Genomic DNA, 16,027 nt, shown 5'->3' on the forward strand with positions numbered 1-16,027 from the left:
TTGCGGCGCCGGACAACCCGGATCGTCCGGCGCCGCAACCGGCAAGGCAGGCGGTCAGAACACCGCGTGCCCGCTGATCAGGCTCGGCAGCCACGTCGAGAAGAACGGCAGGTACGTGACGATGTTGATCGCACTGAAGATCGCAAGGTAGTACGGCCACGCCATCTTCGTGGTCTCGCCGATCGACACGTTGCCGATCGCGCAGCCGACGAACTGCACCGAGCCGATCGGCGGGTGCACGAGGCCGAGCGAGCAGTTCAGCAGCAGCATGATCCCGAACTGCACCGGCCCGACGCCGCACGCCATTGCAATCGGCAGGAACAGCGGCGTCGTGATCAGGATATGCGCGGCCATGTCGACGAACGTGCCGAGGAACACCTGGATGATGTTGATGTACAGCAGCATCAGCCACGGCGCGGCGGTCGACTGCTTCAGCAGCCCTTCGATCGCATCCGGAATCTCCAGGTACGACATCTGGAAGCGCAGCATGTTGGACACCGCGATCAGCAGCAGCACGACGCCCGTCGTGCGTGCCGCATGCGACAGCGCGCGGCGCAGCTTCTCGGCCGTCAGCGTGCGGTAGACGACCGCGGTCAGCACGAGCGAGTACACGACGGCGATCGCGGCCGCTTCGGTCGCGGTCGCGATCCCCTTCGCCACGCACACGAGGATGATCGCGATCACCATCAGGCCGGGCACCGCACCGACGAAGCTGCGCAGCACCGCATACCAGCCGGGGAACGCGGGCAGTGCCGACGAACCGTCTTCACGGCGCGGATAGCCGTGACGCACGGCCTGCCAGTACGCGGCGGCGAGCACGAAGCCCATCACCCACAACACCGGCAGCAGCCCCGAGAACAGCAGGTCGCCGATCGACACGCCGCTTACCGGCTGGCCGTGCAGCATTCCGGTGATGCCCTGCGCGGCGAACGCGTAGATGATCATGTTGGTCGACGTCGGCATCAGCGCGCCGGCGAGCGACGCATGCGTCGTCACGTTGACCGCGTACGCGGCGCTGTAGCCTTCGCGCTTCATCAGCGGAATCACCACGCCGCCCATCGCCGACGTATCGGCGGTCGGCGAGCCCGACACGCCGCCGAACAGCGTACAGGCGACGACGTTCGCCATCCCGAGGCCGCCGCGGAAATGGCCGACGGTCGCCTGCGCGAAGCGCAGGATCCGGTCCGCGATGCCGCCGTGCAGCATCAGTTCGCCGGAGAAGATGAAGAACGGTACCGCGAGGAACGAGAACGCATTCATCCCCGAGACCATGGCCTGCATCGCGGTTGCGATCGGCAAACCTTCGACCATATAGGTCAGCACGCAGGCTATCCCGAGCGCGAACGACACGGGCACGCCCAGCACGAGGAAAATCAGAAAACTGACGGACAGGATCGCGAGTTCCATGGCGTTATTGTCCCGGCGAAGAACGACGAAGCGCGAGCAGGTGCTCGAGCGAGAAGAGGATGATGGCGATCGCCGCGGGCATCGCGATCAGGTAGCGCACGCCTTCGGGCAGCCCGATGATCGGAATGCGGTCGCCCATCGTCTCGGCGGCCATGCTGCCGCAGCCGACCATGATCATGATCGCGAACGCGATCAGGCTCAGGTGCTGGATCGCGATCACCACCGTGCGCGATTTCGGCGGCAGCCGGCGCACGAGTGAATCGAGGCCGATATGGCCGCCGTCGCGCACCTTCATCGCGGCACCGAACATCGCGATCACGATCACGAGCAGCAGCGCGATCGGCTCGACGAAATCCGGCGCGTTCTCGAACACGTAGCGCATCACGACCGCGTAGAACACCAGTACCGTGAGCACCGCGAGGCACGCCGACGCGATCACGGCCAGCACGCGGAACAGCACGTCGTTCACGCAGCGCAGCAGCGGCGCGGCATGCGGCCGCGCCGCTGCTGCCGCGCCGTCCGGGGCGGCAGCTGCCCCGCCCGTGGCCGCCGCGCCGTTCAGGGAAGTGCGACGCGTCACTTGGTGGCCTCGATCTCGTCGACGATCTGCTTCATCTGCGGCGTCTTCTCGTACTTGGTCCACAACGGCTGCATCGCCTTCACGAACGCCGCGCGGTCGATCTGCGCGGCCGGCAGGACCTTCGCGCCGCCCTTCGTCACCGTCTGCTGCGCGGACGCTTCGCGCGCCGTCCACAGCTTCTGGTAGTACGGCACGGAATCGGCCGCGGCCTTCCTGATCGCCGCCTGCTCCTGCGGCGACAGCGTGTCCCAGACCTTCTTCGAGAACACCAGCACTTCCGGCGTCATCGCATGCTGCGTCTCCGAGTAGTCGGGCGCCACTTCGTAGTGCTTGGTTTCCTCGTACGACGGCATGTTGTTTTCGGCCGCGTCGACGAGGCCCGTCTTCAGGCCCGTGTAGACCTCGGCGAACGGCATCGGCGTCGGCGTGCCGCCCATCGCCCTGATCTCGTCGACCATCAGGTCCGACGGTTGCACGCGCACCTTCAACCCCTTCATGTCGGCCGGCGAGCGCACCGGGCGCTTCGCGTAGATCGAACGCGCGCCGCTCTCGTAGAACGTCAGCGCGATCATCCCCTTCGCGGTGAATGCGTCCAGGATCTTCTGGCCGGCCGGGCCATACATCGCCTTGCGGAAATGGTCGACGTCACGGAACAGGAACGGGAACGACGGGATCAGCGATTCCGGCACGATCTCGTTGAACGACGCACCGTTCACGCGCGCCATGTCGATCGCGCCGATCCGCACCTGGTCGACCGTGTCCTTCTCCGAGCCGAGCGCGCTGTTGCCGAACACCTTGATCGAATCCTTGCCGCCCGTCTGCTTCGACAGCTCGTCGCCCATGAACTTCACGGCCATGTTGGTCGGGAAGTTGTCGCCATGCACGTCCGCCGAGCGGAACACGCGCGCCTGCGCGGACATCGCGAAGCCGGCCATCAGGGCGACGGCCAGGGCGGTACGGGAGCGGTTGAATCGGTGCTTCATCGTCAGTCTCCTTGATGGTTGTGCTCGTTGTTGCGCGGCGATCCGCCGGCATGCGCATTCTTCGGCGCCGTGCTCGCTGGCCGCAGAGTCATACGTCGTATGATGTGTTGACGCGAATGTACGTCGGTTAATCGTTTAACTCACTTGGTGCATACCCGTAGAGCCGCTGCCATGACGGGTTTTCGGCAAATTTCGGGGAATCGTTTTCTCTGTTTAGGCGAATTCACGCGAAACGTTTTCCGGAAATGCGTGCGCGTTAAAGCCGGATGGCGAGCCGACCGCTTCCGTCGGAATCGGAAATCAAACTGTCACTTTGTTTTCAATTGTCATAGGATGACTGATCACAAAGCCAGCAAGTCAGCGCGATGTCATGAGCACAGGCCGGCCACGCACCGCCGCGTGCGACGCTACCAGGAAGGAACGAAAGGGAGTCCGGGCAGCGGCTGGCGCCAACGCCTGCCCCGCCGTAGGGCGCGAGAGTATTTGCGACTGGCGCCACGGTTTTGCGACCCGGTGTGACTAAGTGACGGCGACCGCCCTACGCATTGTCGACAATACCCCGTGATGTCGCCGGCCGGATTCAAACCGCATAGGTGGCATGTTCGCGTAGGGCGCACGGCTGGCACCATGCTTTTCCGACTTTCGACCAAGTCGACGTAAGCGACTTGGCTCGCAACTCCGACGGCGGCTCCCGGCCAGTTTCGGACGTTCGATGTCCGAATCACGATTGTTGACAAATCGCTCGCGAACCGTAAACGTGCTGCATTGGTGAGCACCTTTGGCCGCGTTGACCTCGGCCTCTCAACATCGTTTTAGCTAAACGGAATGAGCGATGAGCACAGAAAACAAACAAAAAGACCTCGGACGTAGCAGCGCCAGCGCTTGGTATTCAAATGCGTCGAAGGTGCTACTCGCATTACTTGTGGCAAGCCGGATGATCTGCGCCGCAGCGCACGCCGACGATAAATCGCTCAATAAAAGCAACATTGTTGACTACAGGCCCTCGACATTTTCTGAGCTAGCCGATACGCCATTCTTTTTTTCTATCGGCAACAAGCTGAAGTATGGCAGAGCCATTGTGGACTCTGCGCCAACATTATTCGAGGGTGATTTTTCAGATGGCTTGCACAACGCCGTGTACCCATCTCCAAACGAGAAAAGGGCGATCGTAGTTATTGGGAAAAAACTGTACGTGGTCGAGGCGGGAAAAAAACCTTACCTTATCCTGAGCGAAGCCGACAACGAGGTGGGAAGCTTGCATGCGCTCGGAGCCCAATTCTATCGGCACTTTAGACTTCAATGGGATCCGTCATCGCGGTATATATTGATTCAGCGAGATCGAAAACAACTTCAAATATCGCAACAATTTTATTCGCCCGACGAATCACTGGTGCGCATTGACACTGACAATCCCACCGTCGTCCGCGAAGTGATTCCGGCGGGCCAATTTCGAAGCTCATCATTTTTTCTGATCAATAGCGAGACTGTTTGCTTCAATTTTGAAGTAAACGCAAACAAGATAATATGGAAATGTCAGTTGAGTGGAGATGTGAAAGAGGTTAGATCGATTTCTCACGACGAAATCGTATTCGACGATGGCACAATGATTTCCGGAAAACCGTTTGCGTCCTACAACGGGAATATTCACGAAACGGAAATATGGCTAACGCACTATGGCTTCTTCATGCGCAGGCTTCAAGATGGGACTGTCGGCATTTTCCGCAGGAATTATTCCGTCACCCCATACATGCGGTTAAAACCCTATAAAAATATAAAAGGGCAGGAAATGGACGGACTCTGGCAACGAGATGGTCGGGTGCTTCCAGGTGGCCGGTATGCTTTCTTGAATATTTACGGAGAGGCTTTCTTGCTTGACAGTCGCGACGGTTCCTACAAGAAACTCCCCGCCGATACGCATTGCTACATCAATTTCAACTCGGCCGCGCATCAAGGTAGTCTTGGTGTTGTAACTCATGGACCGGACTGGTTCGACGTGGAATTCACACCCGCTTATCCGTTGAGAACGAACTACAGCGAGTAGTGCCGGCCGAACGTCCGCTGCAAAGAAAGCTGGTTGGCCGCTTGGGGTCGATCTGCGCCGGTCGTGCGTTACCGGGCGACAGCCGCCGCCAATTGCGGACATTTGATGCCCCGTCCAAGATTGTTGGCAATCCAGTCACTACCCCAACCGCACTGCTAATGCATTGTCCCTATTGCTCCGCTGAACTCGTCATAGTCGCGGGAGAAGAGCTTCAATGTGCATCGACGGGCGCACTCTTTAGCCGCTCCGTTCGAATGCAGTTCGAAGCACTCAGGACCGGCGGAACGTCCGGTCAATCATCTCGGCCCCACCCGGGGCGATGGTTTTGTCCCTGTTGTGGTGAACAGACCAACAATGGCGTTTGTCTGGGCTGTGGCGTCGTGGTTGCTGTCAAGTTAGCCCGAGAACTCATAGAGCTAAATCCACACGTTCCTCCGCAAATGTCGAGATGACTGTCCGCAATCGAGAATGAGGGCCGACCGCTCCGGGTCGGCTGCAGTCAATCGGGCGCAACGAAATGCCACTCCGTTGGCACCGCAGTAAACCAATCGCACAAACTCCGACGCACCACCCCGGCGCCGTTGGCGCGATTGGCCGTAAATCGCTGATTTTCTGCACACACCGTTGCCGATACCCTAGCGCCCTACGCCTACGCCCGCGCCGTCACGTCTGCATGACCAGCGACGTCAGTTGCGCCGCGCGCGCCACGGTTGTCTTCGCGTAGATCGACTTGATCTGCGTGCGGATCGTGCCGATCGACACGCCGCGCAACGCAGCGCATTCCTGCGGCGACAGCCCGTCGCAGCACAGCAGCACAGCGAGGTCGGCCTCGGCCGACGACAGCCCGTAGAACACGCGCAGCCGCTGCGCGCGGGCCGACGGCGAACGCAGGTCGGCGGCCGTCATCAGCGTCGCGACGCCCGGCCGCTCGCGCATCAGCCGCGACTGCTCGGGCACCGGCATCAACGCCAGCGGCAGCGGTTCGCCCGTGGCGCGCCGCAACAACAGCCCGCCGCGTGCGTATGCGTGCCGCCACTGCGCATCGTCCACGCAGCCTTCCGGCGCGAAACGCCCGTTCACGACCCGCAGCGCCGGTTCCGCCGCGATCAGTTGATCGGCCGCGCGATTCGTGTAGCGCAACTCACGCTGCGCGCCGAGCAGGAACACCGGCACCGGAATCGCATCGAGCGCCGATTCGGCCGCGGCCACGCGCGCTTCGAGCTCGCCGATCCGCGCCTGGATCTGCAACGCGCGGCTGATGTGCATCCCCATGTTTTCGATCGCGTGGCGCTGATCGTCGGAAAGCCCTTGCGATTCGGGGCCGCCCTGGACGCTGAGGAATGCGCCGGCGCCCTCGTTGCGATGGATGTACAGGCCCGAGATGCTGCCGAGCCCGTAAGGGTGAAGGAACTCCTGGTAGAACGCGCTGTGCGCGCGCTGGTGCGCGGACAGGTGCTTGACGTCCTCGAACCAGCGGCCCGCCGGCCAGTTGCCGGCGACCGGCACGACCGGGTCGTACAGGTAGAACTCGGTGTTGTAGGTGTGGTAACACGCGGCGACCCATGACGCGTCGTCGCCCGCCGCCTGCTCGATCGCCGGCACCCTCGCCGCGTCGTCGAACGACAGCAGCGTGACCATGCGCACACCGACCCACGATCGCAGCCCGTCTAGCACCGTTTCCCATCGTTGATCGCCCAGTGCCGCAGCGTAGACGTCATCGATCCATGCCGATGGAATCAACCCGTTCATTTGCATCTGGCCACCCCGCGCCGTGCGTTTTTGTCGAACGTCTTTTGCGCATCTTAGTCAATCGGCGTCATCGTTTAAATCACTCGTTCGCGTTTGGCCGAAATACCACGTTTGTTACGGTTTATCGTCAGACGTAATGGCTGCTTTTACGGCTTCGCAACCCGATCGAATTCCGCGCATGCGGCGGCGCCCGCTTTTCATCCGGATCAGGGTATGCCATGATCCGGCCCATGACGATTCGAAACACCACGATCTCGCTGCACCATCACCACGGACGCCCTCGGTTGCGCCGTGGCTCGTTTCGCATCTAGCAATTGCATCGGGTGAATGCCCGATCAGGACGACAACCAAGGCGCCTCCGGCGCCTTTTTTGTTTTTTGCCGCCTTAAAAACCTGCTGCGCCGATCAATCGATACCGTACGGAGAATTTTCAATGCAACAGCCCTGGAAAGCAGTCGCCTTGCCGGATTTGCCGCTCCGCGAGGACCTCAAGTTGCAGCACGCGTACGGGGCGCCGCAGCTCGATGTGCCGGTCTGCCTGAACGTCAACGAGAATCCCTATCCGCCGTCGCCCTCGCTCGTCGAGCGCATCGCGACCGCGGTGGCCGATGCCGCGCGCGCGGCGAATCGCTATCCCGATCGCGACTTTGCCGGGCTGCGATCGCATCTGGCTGCGTATCTGACGCACGACACCGGCGTGACGGTCGACGCATCGAGCGTCTGGGCAGCCAACGGCTCGAATGAAGTGATCCAGCAGATTCTGCAGGCCTTCGGCGGCCCGGGGCGATCGGCGCTGGCCTTTACGCCCGCGTATCCCATGTATGACGAATACTGCCGCACGACTTTCACGCGCCTGCATACGTTGCCGCGCACCGAGGATTTCGCGCTGGATCTCGATCAGGCGCTCGACGGTATCCGCGAGCACCAGCCGAGCGTGGTGCTGCTGACGTCACCGAACAACCCGACCGGAACCGCACTGCCGGTCGACGATATCCGCGCCATCCTCGACATTGCGCCGGGCGTGGTCGTGGTCGACGAAGCCTATGCCGAGTTCCGGCGTCACGGCGTCCCCAGCGCGGTGACGCTGCTGCCGGAGCATCCGCGGCTCATCGTTACCCGCACGCTGAGCAAGGCGTTCAAGTTCGCGGGCGGCCGCGTCGGGTATTGCGCGTGCGCGCCTGCGGTCGTGGCAGCGCTGAAGCTGGTGCGACTGCCCTATCACCTGTCCGCCTTTACCCAGGCGGCGGCCTGCGCGGCGCTGGTCGCGCGCGACGAGATGCTGTCGCAAGTCGAGGCGATCAAGGCCGAGCGCGATTCGACCGTCGGCTGGCTGCGTGGCCTGGGCCTCACGGTGGCCGATTCCGATGCCAACTTCGTGATGTTCGGCGAGTTTACGGATCGCCACCGGATCTGGAGCGGGCTCCTGCACCACGGCGTCCTGATTCGCGAGTCGGGCCCGCCGGCGTATCTCCGCGTGTCCATCGGCACCCGCGCGGAGATGGCCGCGTTTCGTGCGGCCCTGCTTGACGTGATGGCGCCCGGATAAGCGACCGGCCATCCGGTCGACGACGCGATGGAGCGCGTGCCGGCACCGTATCCGACGATGCACTTACTTCATCGTCGCGAACCGCAATTCCATCGCGTCGATCTTCGCAAGTACCGCTTCGCTGAGCGTTCTGACGTGGCGCGGCACATCGGGCGCCGACAGCAGCTCCTCGATTCGCCCTCGCCAGTAGCTCGGATGCCGTACACGCCCCGCGCCCGACATCGACACATCGTCAGCGTTCGTCTCGCTGTCCAGGAGAGCCACCATTCTCTGGATGTGAGAGAGCTCTCGTTCTGCATAGTCTCGTGCCAGCATATTGATTGAAATTCCCCGAAATACGACAACAGGCCTTCCGTCATCAACGCGCCATCGTGTTGCGATGCAAACGACTCACCGCACACGTCGGTCGTCATCGTACGCAGAAGCTGTGTCAGTCAACCTCGTGGGCATGTGCTGATTCCGACACGGAATGGCGGGCCTATCCGTTTGTTCTGGTGACTTCCGGCCCCGATGCCCGATGGTCAATCGTAGGCTTACCGTCGTGCGATGGCATCTCCCAAAGTGGGGATGTCCGACGATATTGGCGGGGCGGGGTTTCTGGAAATGGCGGGAAGTCGGGAGCCGCGCGGCCGGCATGCGGTTGCCGGCCGGCGACAAATTCGCGATCGGCTTGCTAATTGAACGGCGCGCCGCCGGTGCGTTGTCGCCGGGTGGGCAGGCCGCGAGGATTGGCAGCCTGCACCGGCGTAGTGCAGGGTTCGTAGCACGAATGACGACTGCGGGCGCCACCGTGCAGCACCGTATGCCATAAGCGTCGGCCACGGCAACGTGCGCGCCCTGCCCGACTAACCCGCGCGCAAAATCGCCTGGGCACGGGTCGAACGATAGCGCGGCCCACTTGCCCGGCCCGCCGCGCGCATTCACATCGCAGGCATCGAATACCGCCTGAAGCTTGGCGAGACCCTCTTCGTCGAGCAACCTGTCGGAGTCCTTCGGCAGCAGTCTCCTGTTCTTTCGTCATTGCACGCGCCTGTCGTCACTGGCTGGCGCATCATGCATCGGACATCTGAATGTTTTGCGAAACCGCACACCTGCGAGATACGGTTCGCTGGACTCAGAGATCGGCCTCGCCATGCTTCAGTCCGAAAATGAAATCCGCTTCCACCGATGCGCCTTTGGGTAATTGCAACACACCGACCGACGTACGGGTATGAATACCGGCGTCGCCAAGCACCGCATACAAGACGTCGGACGCGCCGTCGGCGACTTCGCTTTGCATCGTGAAGCCGGCTGCACTTCGCACATACACGGTGATGCGTGGCACCGTCGCTATCGCGTCGAGCGTACCGCAGTGCTTTCTGATCAGCGAGAGCGCACGCAGCGCCGATACGCCGGCGGCCCGGCGACCTTCATCGAGCGAAACGGATTCCCCCACGACGCCCACGAAATGCACCACTTCGCCGATCCGCGGAATCTGGCCGGCGATGTAGGCCGTATTCCCGTCGACCAGAACGGGCGTGTACTTTCCGCCGATCCTGATTTCCTCGTCCGGATTGAAGCCGAATTCAGCCGCAACCTGGCTCAGCTTATTGTCTCTGTTCATTAGTGAATTCCCCGATACTTCAGAAAAATGTAAAGATTAATTGAGTCTTTTCTTCTTGTCTCCAGGCAGAGAACCCGTCGCGAACGGTCAAAGTGACGTGCTGCCGCCGTTAAGAGTTCTCGGGTAATCCTCTACGTTTTCTCAAACATGACACACTTTTCAGGTGTTCGAAGCAGTCCTGCATCGTCTTATCGACCACAAAATGCGTAGTCGAAGAGAATTTCCTCAAAATTTGCCGCTGAAACCGCTATCATGTGTGTACTCAACCTGAAGAGTGATACATGGCAACCTACAAGGAACTGAAAGCCCAAATGGAAGCTTTGGCCGAGAAAGCCGAAGCTGCACGTGCCGCGGAATTCCAGGCGATCGTCGACGACATCCGCACCAAAGTTGCGGAATTCGGCATTACCGAAAAGGACATTTTCGGTACGCGTCGTGGTCGACCGGCCAAGCAAGCGGCCGCCCCCGTGCAGGCAAAGTATCGCGATCCGAAGACCGGGGCAACCTGGTCGGGCCGCGGTCGCGCGCCCGCATGGATCAAGGACGCGAAGAATCGCAATCGATTCCTGATCCAGGAATAAGATTCTCGACGCACACCGGCGCGGTTTGGCGCGCCGTCCTTTATTTGGGCATCGATACCGGCGGTATTCAAAGACCGTTCCGGGGTGATGAAGCTTTGCCTTATTCGGCGCGTGGCGGCATGCTACGCGCCGGATTTCATTCCGCCCAATATTTCCTGATTCAACGTTCGTAATAGATCGCAAGCCAGACGGATTGCGTTTCTTCGTGCGTCCACGCGACGCGATGGCGGCAATGCGGCTCGATCAGCACGTAGTCGCCGGGATGCATTTCATGGCGCGTCGGGCCATCTTCGAATTCGAGCACTGCCGCACCGGACAGCAGGACGACCCATTCTGCGCGCGAGTCGTCATACCAAAAGCCATCGGGGCTCGTGTGGCCCATCGATACGATTCGCTCGACATTCACGCGCTGGCCCGTGACGATGAGGTCGATTTGTTCATCGTCGCCACGCTGGCCTTCGGCAGTGAACAGGTTGCCGGTTTGAAGTTGCATGGGTCGCCTCGTCAGTGGTATTCAGGGGGATGGGCCAGGTTTGAAGGTGGCGGGGAATGGTCACTGTAGTCCAGTGACCGCCAATACCAAGAACGTCGGGACAGCCTTTCAGCCACGCACGTTCGGCAGCCGGCAGTTTTGGCAATGCTTTGTCGAAATCCTGTTGATCTTTCGGGCGCCGGTCCCGAGCCTTGAATAGCAGTACGGCAGATGGGTTCAGATAGGGAATGCCGTCGTTGGTTTTCGTCACCATTTCGGCACGTGGTCGTTTGAACGACGGCTTTCTCTTGTACGCCCACGATTCAACCGTTCCCGGTTCGATCATCATATCTATCCGCCAGCTTCCATCTGCGCGGTCGAATCCCCAGAATTGCATGATCCCCGATGGAGCGTTCTGATTTTCCGGCAGCTTTTCGACCACGCCGGCATGCGCAGTGTAGAACGCCAGATCATCGAACGCTTGGCGGAAGGTGCCAAAGTCTTCTCGTAATATGGTGAATTCCAGATCGCCGTGTTCACGCGTCTGAGCGCCATGCCAAAGATCGAGGGCCCATCCGCCGACGACACACCAGGGCAAATGGACAGCGTTCAATCGCCGGGCGAGTTCGACCGGGTGCCATGCTTTCCATGCATCCAGGTCGGGGATAGCCATTTGAGTACTCATCCTGTTGAAGTGACATGCGCTGAAGCATGCTGACCGAGATCGTTGGCCAATGTTCCAATACATCGACACCTTGTAGCGACACCGATGGGTATTGCGCGTTGCAAGCTGCAATAGATCATCGTCGGTTTCGCATGCCTGCGGGAAACCGAGGTTGCTCTCCGAGATTGAGATGGCCTGGGGAAATCAGGCAGGTCAAGCGTGAGTCGCGGATCGGCACGCCCCACTCGCGGTCGTGATACACCTGCATCGACGGATCGCTGTCAGCCCACCCGCATCGGGCGATTAGTCCCTTGGCGATCATGCTTTTTTCACACCTTGTCGCTTCATGTTTCCGAATGCCTATGCAGTCGGAATCGTGCCCCCATCAATCACATACTCCGTTCCCGTGATCGTTGCGGCGCGCGGGGAAGCCAGGAAGGCAATGAGGTTCGCCACCTCGATGGGTTGCGATGGCCGCCCCAGCGGAATGCCGCCCAGTGAATCCATGATGATCTTTTTCCCACCCTCGTAGTCTGTGCCCGCCTGCAAGGCAAGCCGCTCGGCCAGTGCCACGGATGCCTCTGTTTCAATCCACCCGGGCGCCACCCGAACGACACGAATGCCCTTGGGTGAAACTTCTTTCGACAGGCTTTTGCTGTATGTCGAGAGCGCGGCCTTCGCCGCCGCATAGGCGGTAGTCGATTCCGGCAACGGCAGTTCGCGTTGGATCGAGGTGACATGAATGACCACGCCGGCACCCTGTGCCAGCATGCCGGGCAACAATGCACGATCCAGCCGGACGGCAGGAAGCAGATTGAGGCTCAATTCGCGCCACCATTCGTCTTCACCGGACGCGGCGAAGCCTCCACCCGGTGCCGTCGAACCACCCACGACGTGGACGATGATGTCCACGCCTCCAAAGTGGGCCGTGACGGCCCTTGCCACCGCGTCGCAGCCGTCGATTGTCGTCAAGTCTGCTGCGACGAAGGCGTCAGCCAACGTCTCGGTCGGCTGTCCTCTGGCCGTGGCGAGTACTTTCGCGCCGAGTTCGTGGAGCAGGCCGACGACGGCCTTTCCAACTCCCTTGGTGGCTCCCGTCACCAAGACGCGCTTGCCTTGCAATTCCAAGTTCATGGTCATCAACCGATCTCCAATGACTTGATCTTGTCGCCTTCCAGGCTGAACACATGGTCGAGCTGGACAGGGCTACCGGGAAAGTTGCCCACAACATTGGCCGTGACCGTCAGCCGACCACCTTCTCGGGAAACGCCGACAGGCTCGACGGTGTACTCAAATTTCTTCCGTGACTCCCGTCGCCAGGACTCGATGGCATCGTGGCCCTGGTAGGTCTGGCCTTCGTCAACGACGAGCGCATCGTGCGAGAAGACCCGGGCGATCTGCGCGATGTCCTCGCCATTGCTGATCTTGAAGTAGGTCAAGACCGGATCCGGTAGTGAAAGGGACATGGTTGCGTTCTCGCCATGGTTTGCTGTCCTGGCATTCTCGCCATAGACTATCCATTCATCAAGAACGCACCGAAAAGTAAGTTACTGCGCCATGGGAAAGATATACACGCCGGCGACCGCCGCACGGGGGGTAGAGGAAGTTCTTCGACTGCTGGAAGGTCGATGGAAGCTGATCATCCTCTTCCATTTGTTCGATGGAAAAGTACAACGCTATTCGGACTTCGAGAAATTGATCCCCGGGATTTCCCAGAAGATGCTGGCCCAGCAACTCCGGCAACTGGAATCCGATGGAATCGTGTCGCGAAAGCTGTATCCGCAAGTCCCGCCGAAAGTCGAGTACCGTCTAACGGATTGGGGGCAGGCTTTGTGTCCTGCGTTGGATGCGATGCTGAAATGGGCGGAAAAACGCGAAGCGCTGGTTGCGACGCCCGTCCCGGGCGAGGGCACCGGCGACTGACGATTGAGTTAACCGACAACCCTCTATTCCGCCCGATCTCCCGTGCCCCTGCCTGAAGATCTGGAAGCCTGCCTGCATTACGTCATCGAGCGCATCGCCGATCACCCGGTGAATCGAATCGGCGAACTGTTACCCTGGAACGTCACTCCTTTGCCGCGCGCCGCCTCACACATCGATCCCGTTCGCACGCAGCCGAACGTCTCGCGCGTCAACACAATTCGCGACGGTCAGATCGAATGCTTACGCTGATCCTGAATGACGACGGTTTGCGGAAATCTGAACCGCTCTCCAGGCAACGCTTCGTCACTGCTGCCAGCAAAACCGATCGACTCAAGGAATTTTCAACTCACGGCGCTAGCGTGAGGCGAGGCTCTACTAGCAGAACGCTAATTTTCCGGAGTAATGCCTCCACTACTCCGGACATCCGAGCCGGCGATCAAAAGCCGTGGTACATGCCGATGTTGACTTGAACCTGGTTACCGCCCGATGCGGTGTTGCCAAAGTCGGCAGCCGAAGCCTGGGCGCCCTGAGCATGGACGTAGGCACCCATCGCGTACAGCGAGGTGCTCTTCGACAGCGAGTACGTCGCCCCCAGCGACACCTGGTTGATCGAAGCCATCGTGCGGCCTTCGGCAGCTTGCTTGGGCGTGGGTGCGGAGCCGTAGACGTACGTGTACCCCGTCGCCAGCGCCAGCGCCGGGGTTACCTGGTACTGCAGGAGGGCACCCAGCACGTTGAAGTGGATCGACGGCTGGCCATCGTTGCCCTTGTACTGGGCGTTCGAGTAGCGCAAGCCGGCCGTGTACGGACCAACCTGGTATTGGGCAGCGACTTGCGCGATGCCCGCGCTCTTGAACGCATTGCCACCGTTGTAACCCGAACTCGGATAGCCCAGCGCACCACCGAAACTCGGCTGTGCCGTTGCGTTCAACCACCCGTTCTCGCCCTGGTTCGCAGCATGGAAGTAGCCGCCGGCGACCGTCAGGCCACCTTGAGCGTAGTTCGCAGCCACCGACCACGATTGACCCGAACCCATCGCACCGGCAACGCCGCCGAACGAGTACGCGCCTTCAGCCTGGAAGCCGTGGATGATCGGCGAAATGTACTTCACGGCGTTGTTCTGGTTCGTCGTGTTGTCGTTGTTGTCTACGTCGCCCGGGGTCGAGAATGTCGACGCAGAAATGGCGTCGCCCGTCAGGCCTTGAACCATTTCCGTCACGGCGTCGAGCTGGCGCCCCAGACGCAGGGTACCGTACTGATCGGAAGTGAGGCCTACGTGGGCCTGGCGGTTGAACAGCGAGCGCGTGGAACCAATGGGCCCTTGGCCGCCTATGCCGCCTGTACCGATGTTGAAGCCATTTTCGATCTTGAATACCGCCTTGAGGCCGCCGCCGAGGTCCTCCTGTCCCTTGAGGCCCCACTTGTTCGAACCTGCGGCACCGCCATCGAGACCGAACCTCTTGTGGCCATTGATGTTCGAGGTGTAGCCGATACCCGCGTCGAGCATGCCATACAGGGTGACCGACGACTGTGCCATTGCTGCCGAAGATGCTGCGAAAGCGGCAACAGCGATAACGCTGACGTTGATTTTCTTGTTTTTCATCTGTATTTCACTGTCAGGAGTGGTTTCGGAATTGTTTGAAACGGGTTTTGTTGTATTCGAATGCAGATGACGGCGCACGGCCTGCGCGTCGTCTCAGTTGCAACGGCCGGCGTCATATTCGCCAAATCGGCATAATGGATTCAATCATTTCGTCATCCTTACAATGTCATGCAGGGAGGCACCTCACATCTCGACCTATCCGGTACTTCTCCGATTAGGACAATCGCGGCGTCCCTACCTGGACGAAAGGCGCTTCCTTGCGTTGGTTGTCGCTTCTGCTATACGGCACCGTGGATTGATCATGTGCCGAGTCACCTGTTTGCAGCACAAACACCTTGCCATCCAACTCCAACAACACTGCACCGCCGATCACGCAAAGGAACGCGTCCCTGCATGGTGGCCTCTGAGCGTGTCGTGCTCACCTGCTGGCACACGAGGATCCCCTCTCGAACCGACCTCCTTCCGCCTGACTCGTGATCCGGGCGGACAGATGTGCCGAATCCGCAAAGCCGAAAAACTCGTCCACCCGCGAAAACAAACAGCCTGGCCATGCCGGCCGCCATTGCAGGCTGATCGAGCGTCCGGTACAGCCGCCGGCGAACTACGCGGACCTTTTCGCCGAGCGCCAACGCAGCCGGCCGGGTCGCGCTTTGCACGTGCAAAAAACCATATCAGGAACATAAATCGTCGTCAAAATTTGTTTGATATAAGTTAATCGCGTTTGATAACCCTGACCATTACCGGGATTTCCCTGATAGGAATGGGCACCAAAACAATGCGTCAGCGAGATCTGCGCCGCCGCTCCGATGTACGATCAGCCAAAAACCGGGTGTCGAACGGGATCGCTTATGCGGTGACGACAGACGATCTCTACC

General features: G+C 60.4%; 15 protein-coding genes and 1 pseudogene. 5 read left to right on the forward strand and 11 right to left on the reverse strand.

Translation table 11 applies throughout. The annotated features are described in order from the left end of the window. Positions 1-54: 54 nt before the first annotated feature. The 3 genes from B7G54_RS17040 to B7G54_RS17050 are packed head-to-tail and all read right to left on the reverse strand — an operon-like array spanning position 55 to position 2,970. Positions 55-1,407 carry a TRAP transporter large permease gene (locus B7G54_RS17040; protein WP_085040127.1) on the reverse strand — a complete coding sequence of 451 codons (1,353 nt, stop codon included), beginning with the start codon at positions 1,405-1,407 and terminating at the stop codon, positions 55-57. Between the two features lie 4 nt (positions 1,408-1,411). Beyond that, positions 1,412-1,987, reverse strand: coding sequence for a TRAP transporter small permease (locus B7G54_RS17045; protein WP_085040128.1), 576 nt, complete (start codon positions 1,985-1,987; stop codon positions 1,412-1,414). After that, positions 1,984-2,970: a TRAP transporter substrate-binding protein gene (locus B7G54_RS17050; protein WP_085040129.1), complete on the reverse strand. Its 987-nt coding sequence runs from the start codon at positions 2,968-2,970 to the stop codon at positions 1,984-1,986. The genes B7G54_RS17045 and B7G54_RS17050 overlap by 4 nt, the downstream gene beginning before the upstream one ends. Before the next feature lie 832 nt (positions 2,971-3,802). Here B7G54_RS17050 and B7G54_RS38630 point away from each other — a divergent pair. Continuing rightward, complete coding sequence (locus B7G54_RS38630) at positions 3,803-5,011, forward strand: hypothetical protein (protein WP_133059178.1); 1,209 nt, start codon at positions 3,803-3,805, stop codon at positions 5,009-5,011. Between the two features lie 663 nt (positions 5,012-5,674). On the opposite strand, the gene B7G54_RS17060 is transcribed toward B7G54_RS38630, so the two are convergent. Beyond that, positions 5,675-6,760, reverse strand: a complete 1,086-nt coding sequence (locus tag B7G54_RS17060; RefSeq protein WP_244289359.1) for a helix-turn-helix transcriptional regulator — start codon at positions 6,758-6,760, stop codon at positions 5,675-5,677. A 433-nt stretch (positions 6,761-7,193) separates the two neighbouring features. On the opposite strand from B7G54_RS17060, the gene B7G54_RS17065 reads away from it, so the two are divergent. Continuing rightward, a complete protein-coding gene (locus tag B7G54_RS17065) occupies positions 7,194-8,306 on the forward strand; it encodes a histidinol-phosphate transaminase (protein WP_085040132.1) in 1,113 nt (370 codons plus the stop codon). Positions 8,307-8,369: 63 nt separating this feature from the next. Here the strand turns inward: B7G54_RS17065 and B7G54_RS17070 are convergent, their stop codons facing one another. Both B7G54_RS17070 and B7G54_RS17075 read right to left on the reverse strand, forming a co-directional pair. After that, positions 8,370-8,621, reverse strand: coding sequence for a hypothetical protein (locus tag B7G54_RS17070; RefSeq protein ID WP_085040133.1), 252 nt, complete (start codon positions 8,619-8,621; stop codon positions 8,370-8,372). A 799-nt stretch (positions 8,622-9,420) separates the two neighbouring features. Then, complete coding sequence (locus tag B7G54_RS17075; RefSeq protein ID WP_085040134.1) at positions 9,421-9,909, reverse strand: RidA family protein; 489 nt, start codon at positions 9,907-9,909, stop codon at positions 9,421-9,423. A gap of 281 nt (positions 9,910-10,190) precedes the next feature. On the opposite strand from B7G54_RS17075, the gene B7G54_RS17080 reads away from it, so the two are divergent. After that, the gene (locus tag B7G54_RS17080; protein WP_011350136.1) at positions 10,191-10,490 is read left to right on the forward strand and encodes an H-NS histone family protein; all 300 of its coding nucleotides are present in this window, start codon (positions 10,191-10,193) and stop codon (positions 10,488-10,490) included. A 160-nt stretch (positions 10,491-10,650) separates the two neighbouring features. Here B7G54_RS17080 and B7G54_RS17085 read toward each other — a convergent pair whose 3' ends face one another. From B7G54_RS17085 to B7G54_RS17100, 4 genes are all read right to left on the reverse strand, one after another. Continuing rightward, entirely contained in the window at positions 10,651-10,983 is a 333-nt protein-coding gene (locus tag B7G54_RS17085) for a cupin domain-containing protein (protein ID WP_085040135.1), read from the reverse strand. Then, positions 10,928-11,635, reverse strand: a complete 708-nt coding sequence (locus tag B7G54_RS17090) for a nucleotidyltransferase domain-containing protein (protein ID WP_208864961.1) — start codon at positions 11,633-11,635, stop codon at positions 10,928-10,930. The genes B7G54_RS17085 and B7G54_RS17090 overlap by 56 nt, the downstream gene beginning before the upstream one ends. Before the next feature lie 351 nt (positions 11,636-11,986). Further along, on the reverse strand, positions 11,987-12,766 hold the full coding sequence (locus B7G54_RS17095; protein ID WP_085040136.1) for an SDR family oxidoreductase: 780 nt from the start codon (positions 12,764-12,766) through the stop codon (positions 11,987-11,989). After that, entirely contained in the window at positions 12,766-13,092 is a 327-nt protein-coding gene (locus B7G54_RS17100; RefSeq protein ID WP_085040137.1) for a nuclear transport factor 2 family protein, read from the reverse strand. The genes B7G54_RS17095 and B7G54_RS17100 overlap by 1 nt, the downstream gene beginning before the upstream one ends. A gap of 91 nt (positions 13,093-13,183) precedes the next feature. On the opposite strand from B7G54_RS17100, the gene B7G54_RS17105 reads away from it, so the two are divergent. Both B7G54_RS17105 and B7G54_RS40235 read left to right on the forward strand, forming a co-directional pair. Beyond that, a complete protein-coding gene (locus B7G54_RS17105; protein ID WP_085040138.1) occupies positions 13,184-13,549 on the forward strand; it encodes a winged helix-turn-helix transcriptional regulator in 366 nt (121 codons plus the stop codon). A 57-nt stretch (positions 13,550-13,606) separates the two neighbouring features. Beyond that, positions 13,607-13,693 (forward strand): annotated as a pseudogene (locus B7G54_RS40235) (transposase domain-containing protein); the annotation flags it as partial. A 292-nt stretch (positions 13,694-13,985) separates the two neighbouring features. Here the strand turns inward: B7G54_RS40235 and B7G54_RS17110 are convergent. After that, positions 13,986-15,152, reverse strand: a complete 1,167-nt coding sequence (locus B7G54_RS17110) for a porin (RefSeq protein WP_085040139.1) — start codon at positions 15,150-15,152, stop codon at positions 13,986-13,988. Positions 15,153-16,027: the final 875 nt, after the last annotated feature.

This window comes from Burkholderia puraquae (genome assembly GCF_002099195.1).
GTDB lineage: Bacteria > Pseudomonadota > Gammaproteobacteria > Burkholderiales > Burkholderiaceae > Burkholderia > Burkholderia puraquae.

Bases quoted from the DNA above. Each gene is read 5' to 3' on its own strand.
- B7G54_RS17040 (WP_085040127.1), bottom strand. From the start codon at position 1,407: ATGGAACTCGCGATCCTGTCCGTCAGTTTTCTGATTTTCCTCGTGCTG.
- B7G54_RS17050 (WP_085040129.1), bottom strand. From the start codon at position 2,970: ATGAAGCACCGATTCAACCGCTCCCGTACCGCCCTGGCCGTCGCCCTG.
- B7G54_RS38630 (WP_133059178.1), top strand. From the start codon at position 3,803: ATGAGCACAGAAAACAAACAAAAAGACCTCGGACGTAGCAGCGCCAGC.
- B7G54_RS17060 (WP_244289359.1), bottom strand. From the start codon at position 6,760: ATGAACGGGTTGATTCCATCGGCATGGATCGATGACGTCTACGCTGCG.
- B7G54_RS17065 (WP_085040132.1), top strand. From the start codon at position 7,194: ATGCAACAGCCCTGGAAAGCAGTCGCCTTGCCGGATTTGCCGCTCCGC.
- B7G54_RS17070 (WP_085040133.1), bottom strand. From the start codon at position 8,621: ATGCTGGCACGAGACTATGCAGAACGAGAGCTCTCTCACATCCAGAGA.
- B7G54_RS17075 (WP_085040134.1), bottom strand. From the start codon at position 9,909: ATGAACAGAGACAATAAGCTGAGCCAGGTTGCGGCTGAATTCGGCTTC.
- B7G54_RS17080 (WP_011350136.1), top strand. From the start codon at position 10,191: ATGGCAACCTACAAGGAACTGAAAGCCCAAATGGAAGCTTTGGCCGAG.
- B7G54_RS17085 (WP_085040135.1), bottom strand. From the start codon at position 10,983: ATGCAACTTCAAACCGGCAACCTGTTCACTGCCGAAGGCCAGCGTGGC.
- B7G54_RS17090 (WP_208864961.1), bottom strand. From the start codon at position 11,635: ATGGCTATCCCCGACCTGGATGCATGGAAAGCATGGCACCCGGTCGAA.
- B7G54_RS17095 (WP_085040136.1), bottom strand. From the start codon at position 12,766: ATGACCATGAACTTGGAATTGCAAGGCAAGCGCGTCTTGGTGACGGGA.
- B7G54_RS17100 (WP_085040137.1), bottom strand. From the start codon at position 13,092: ATGTCCCTTTCACTACCGGATCCGGTCTTGACCTACTTCAAGATCAGC.
- B7G54_RS17105 (WP_085040138.1), top strand. From the start codon at position 13,184: ATGGGAAAGATATACACGCCGGCGACCGCCGCACGGGGGGTAGAGGAA.
- B7G54_RS17110 (WP_085040139.1), bottom strand. From the start codon at position 15,152: ATGAAAAACAAGAAAATCAACGTCAGCGTTATCGCTGTTGCCGCTTTC.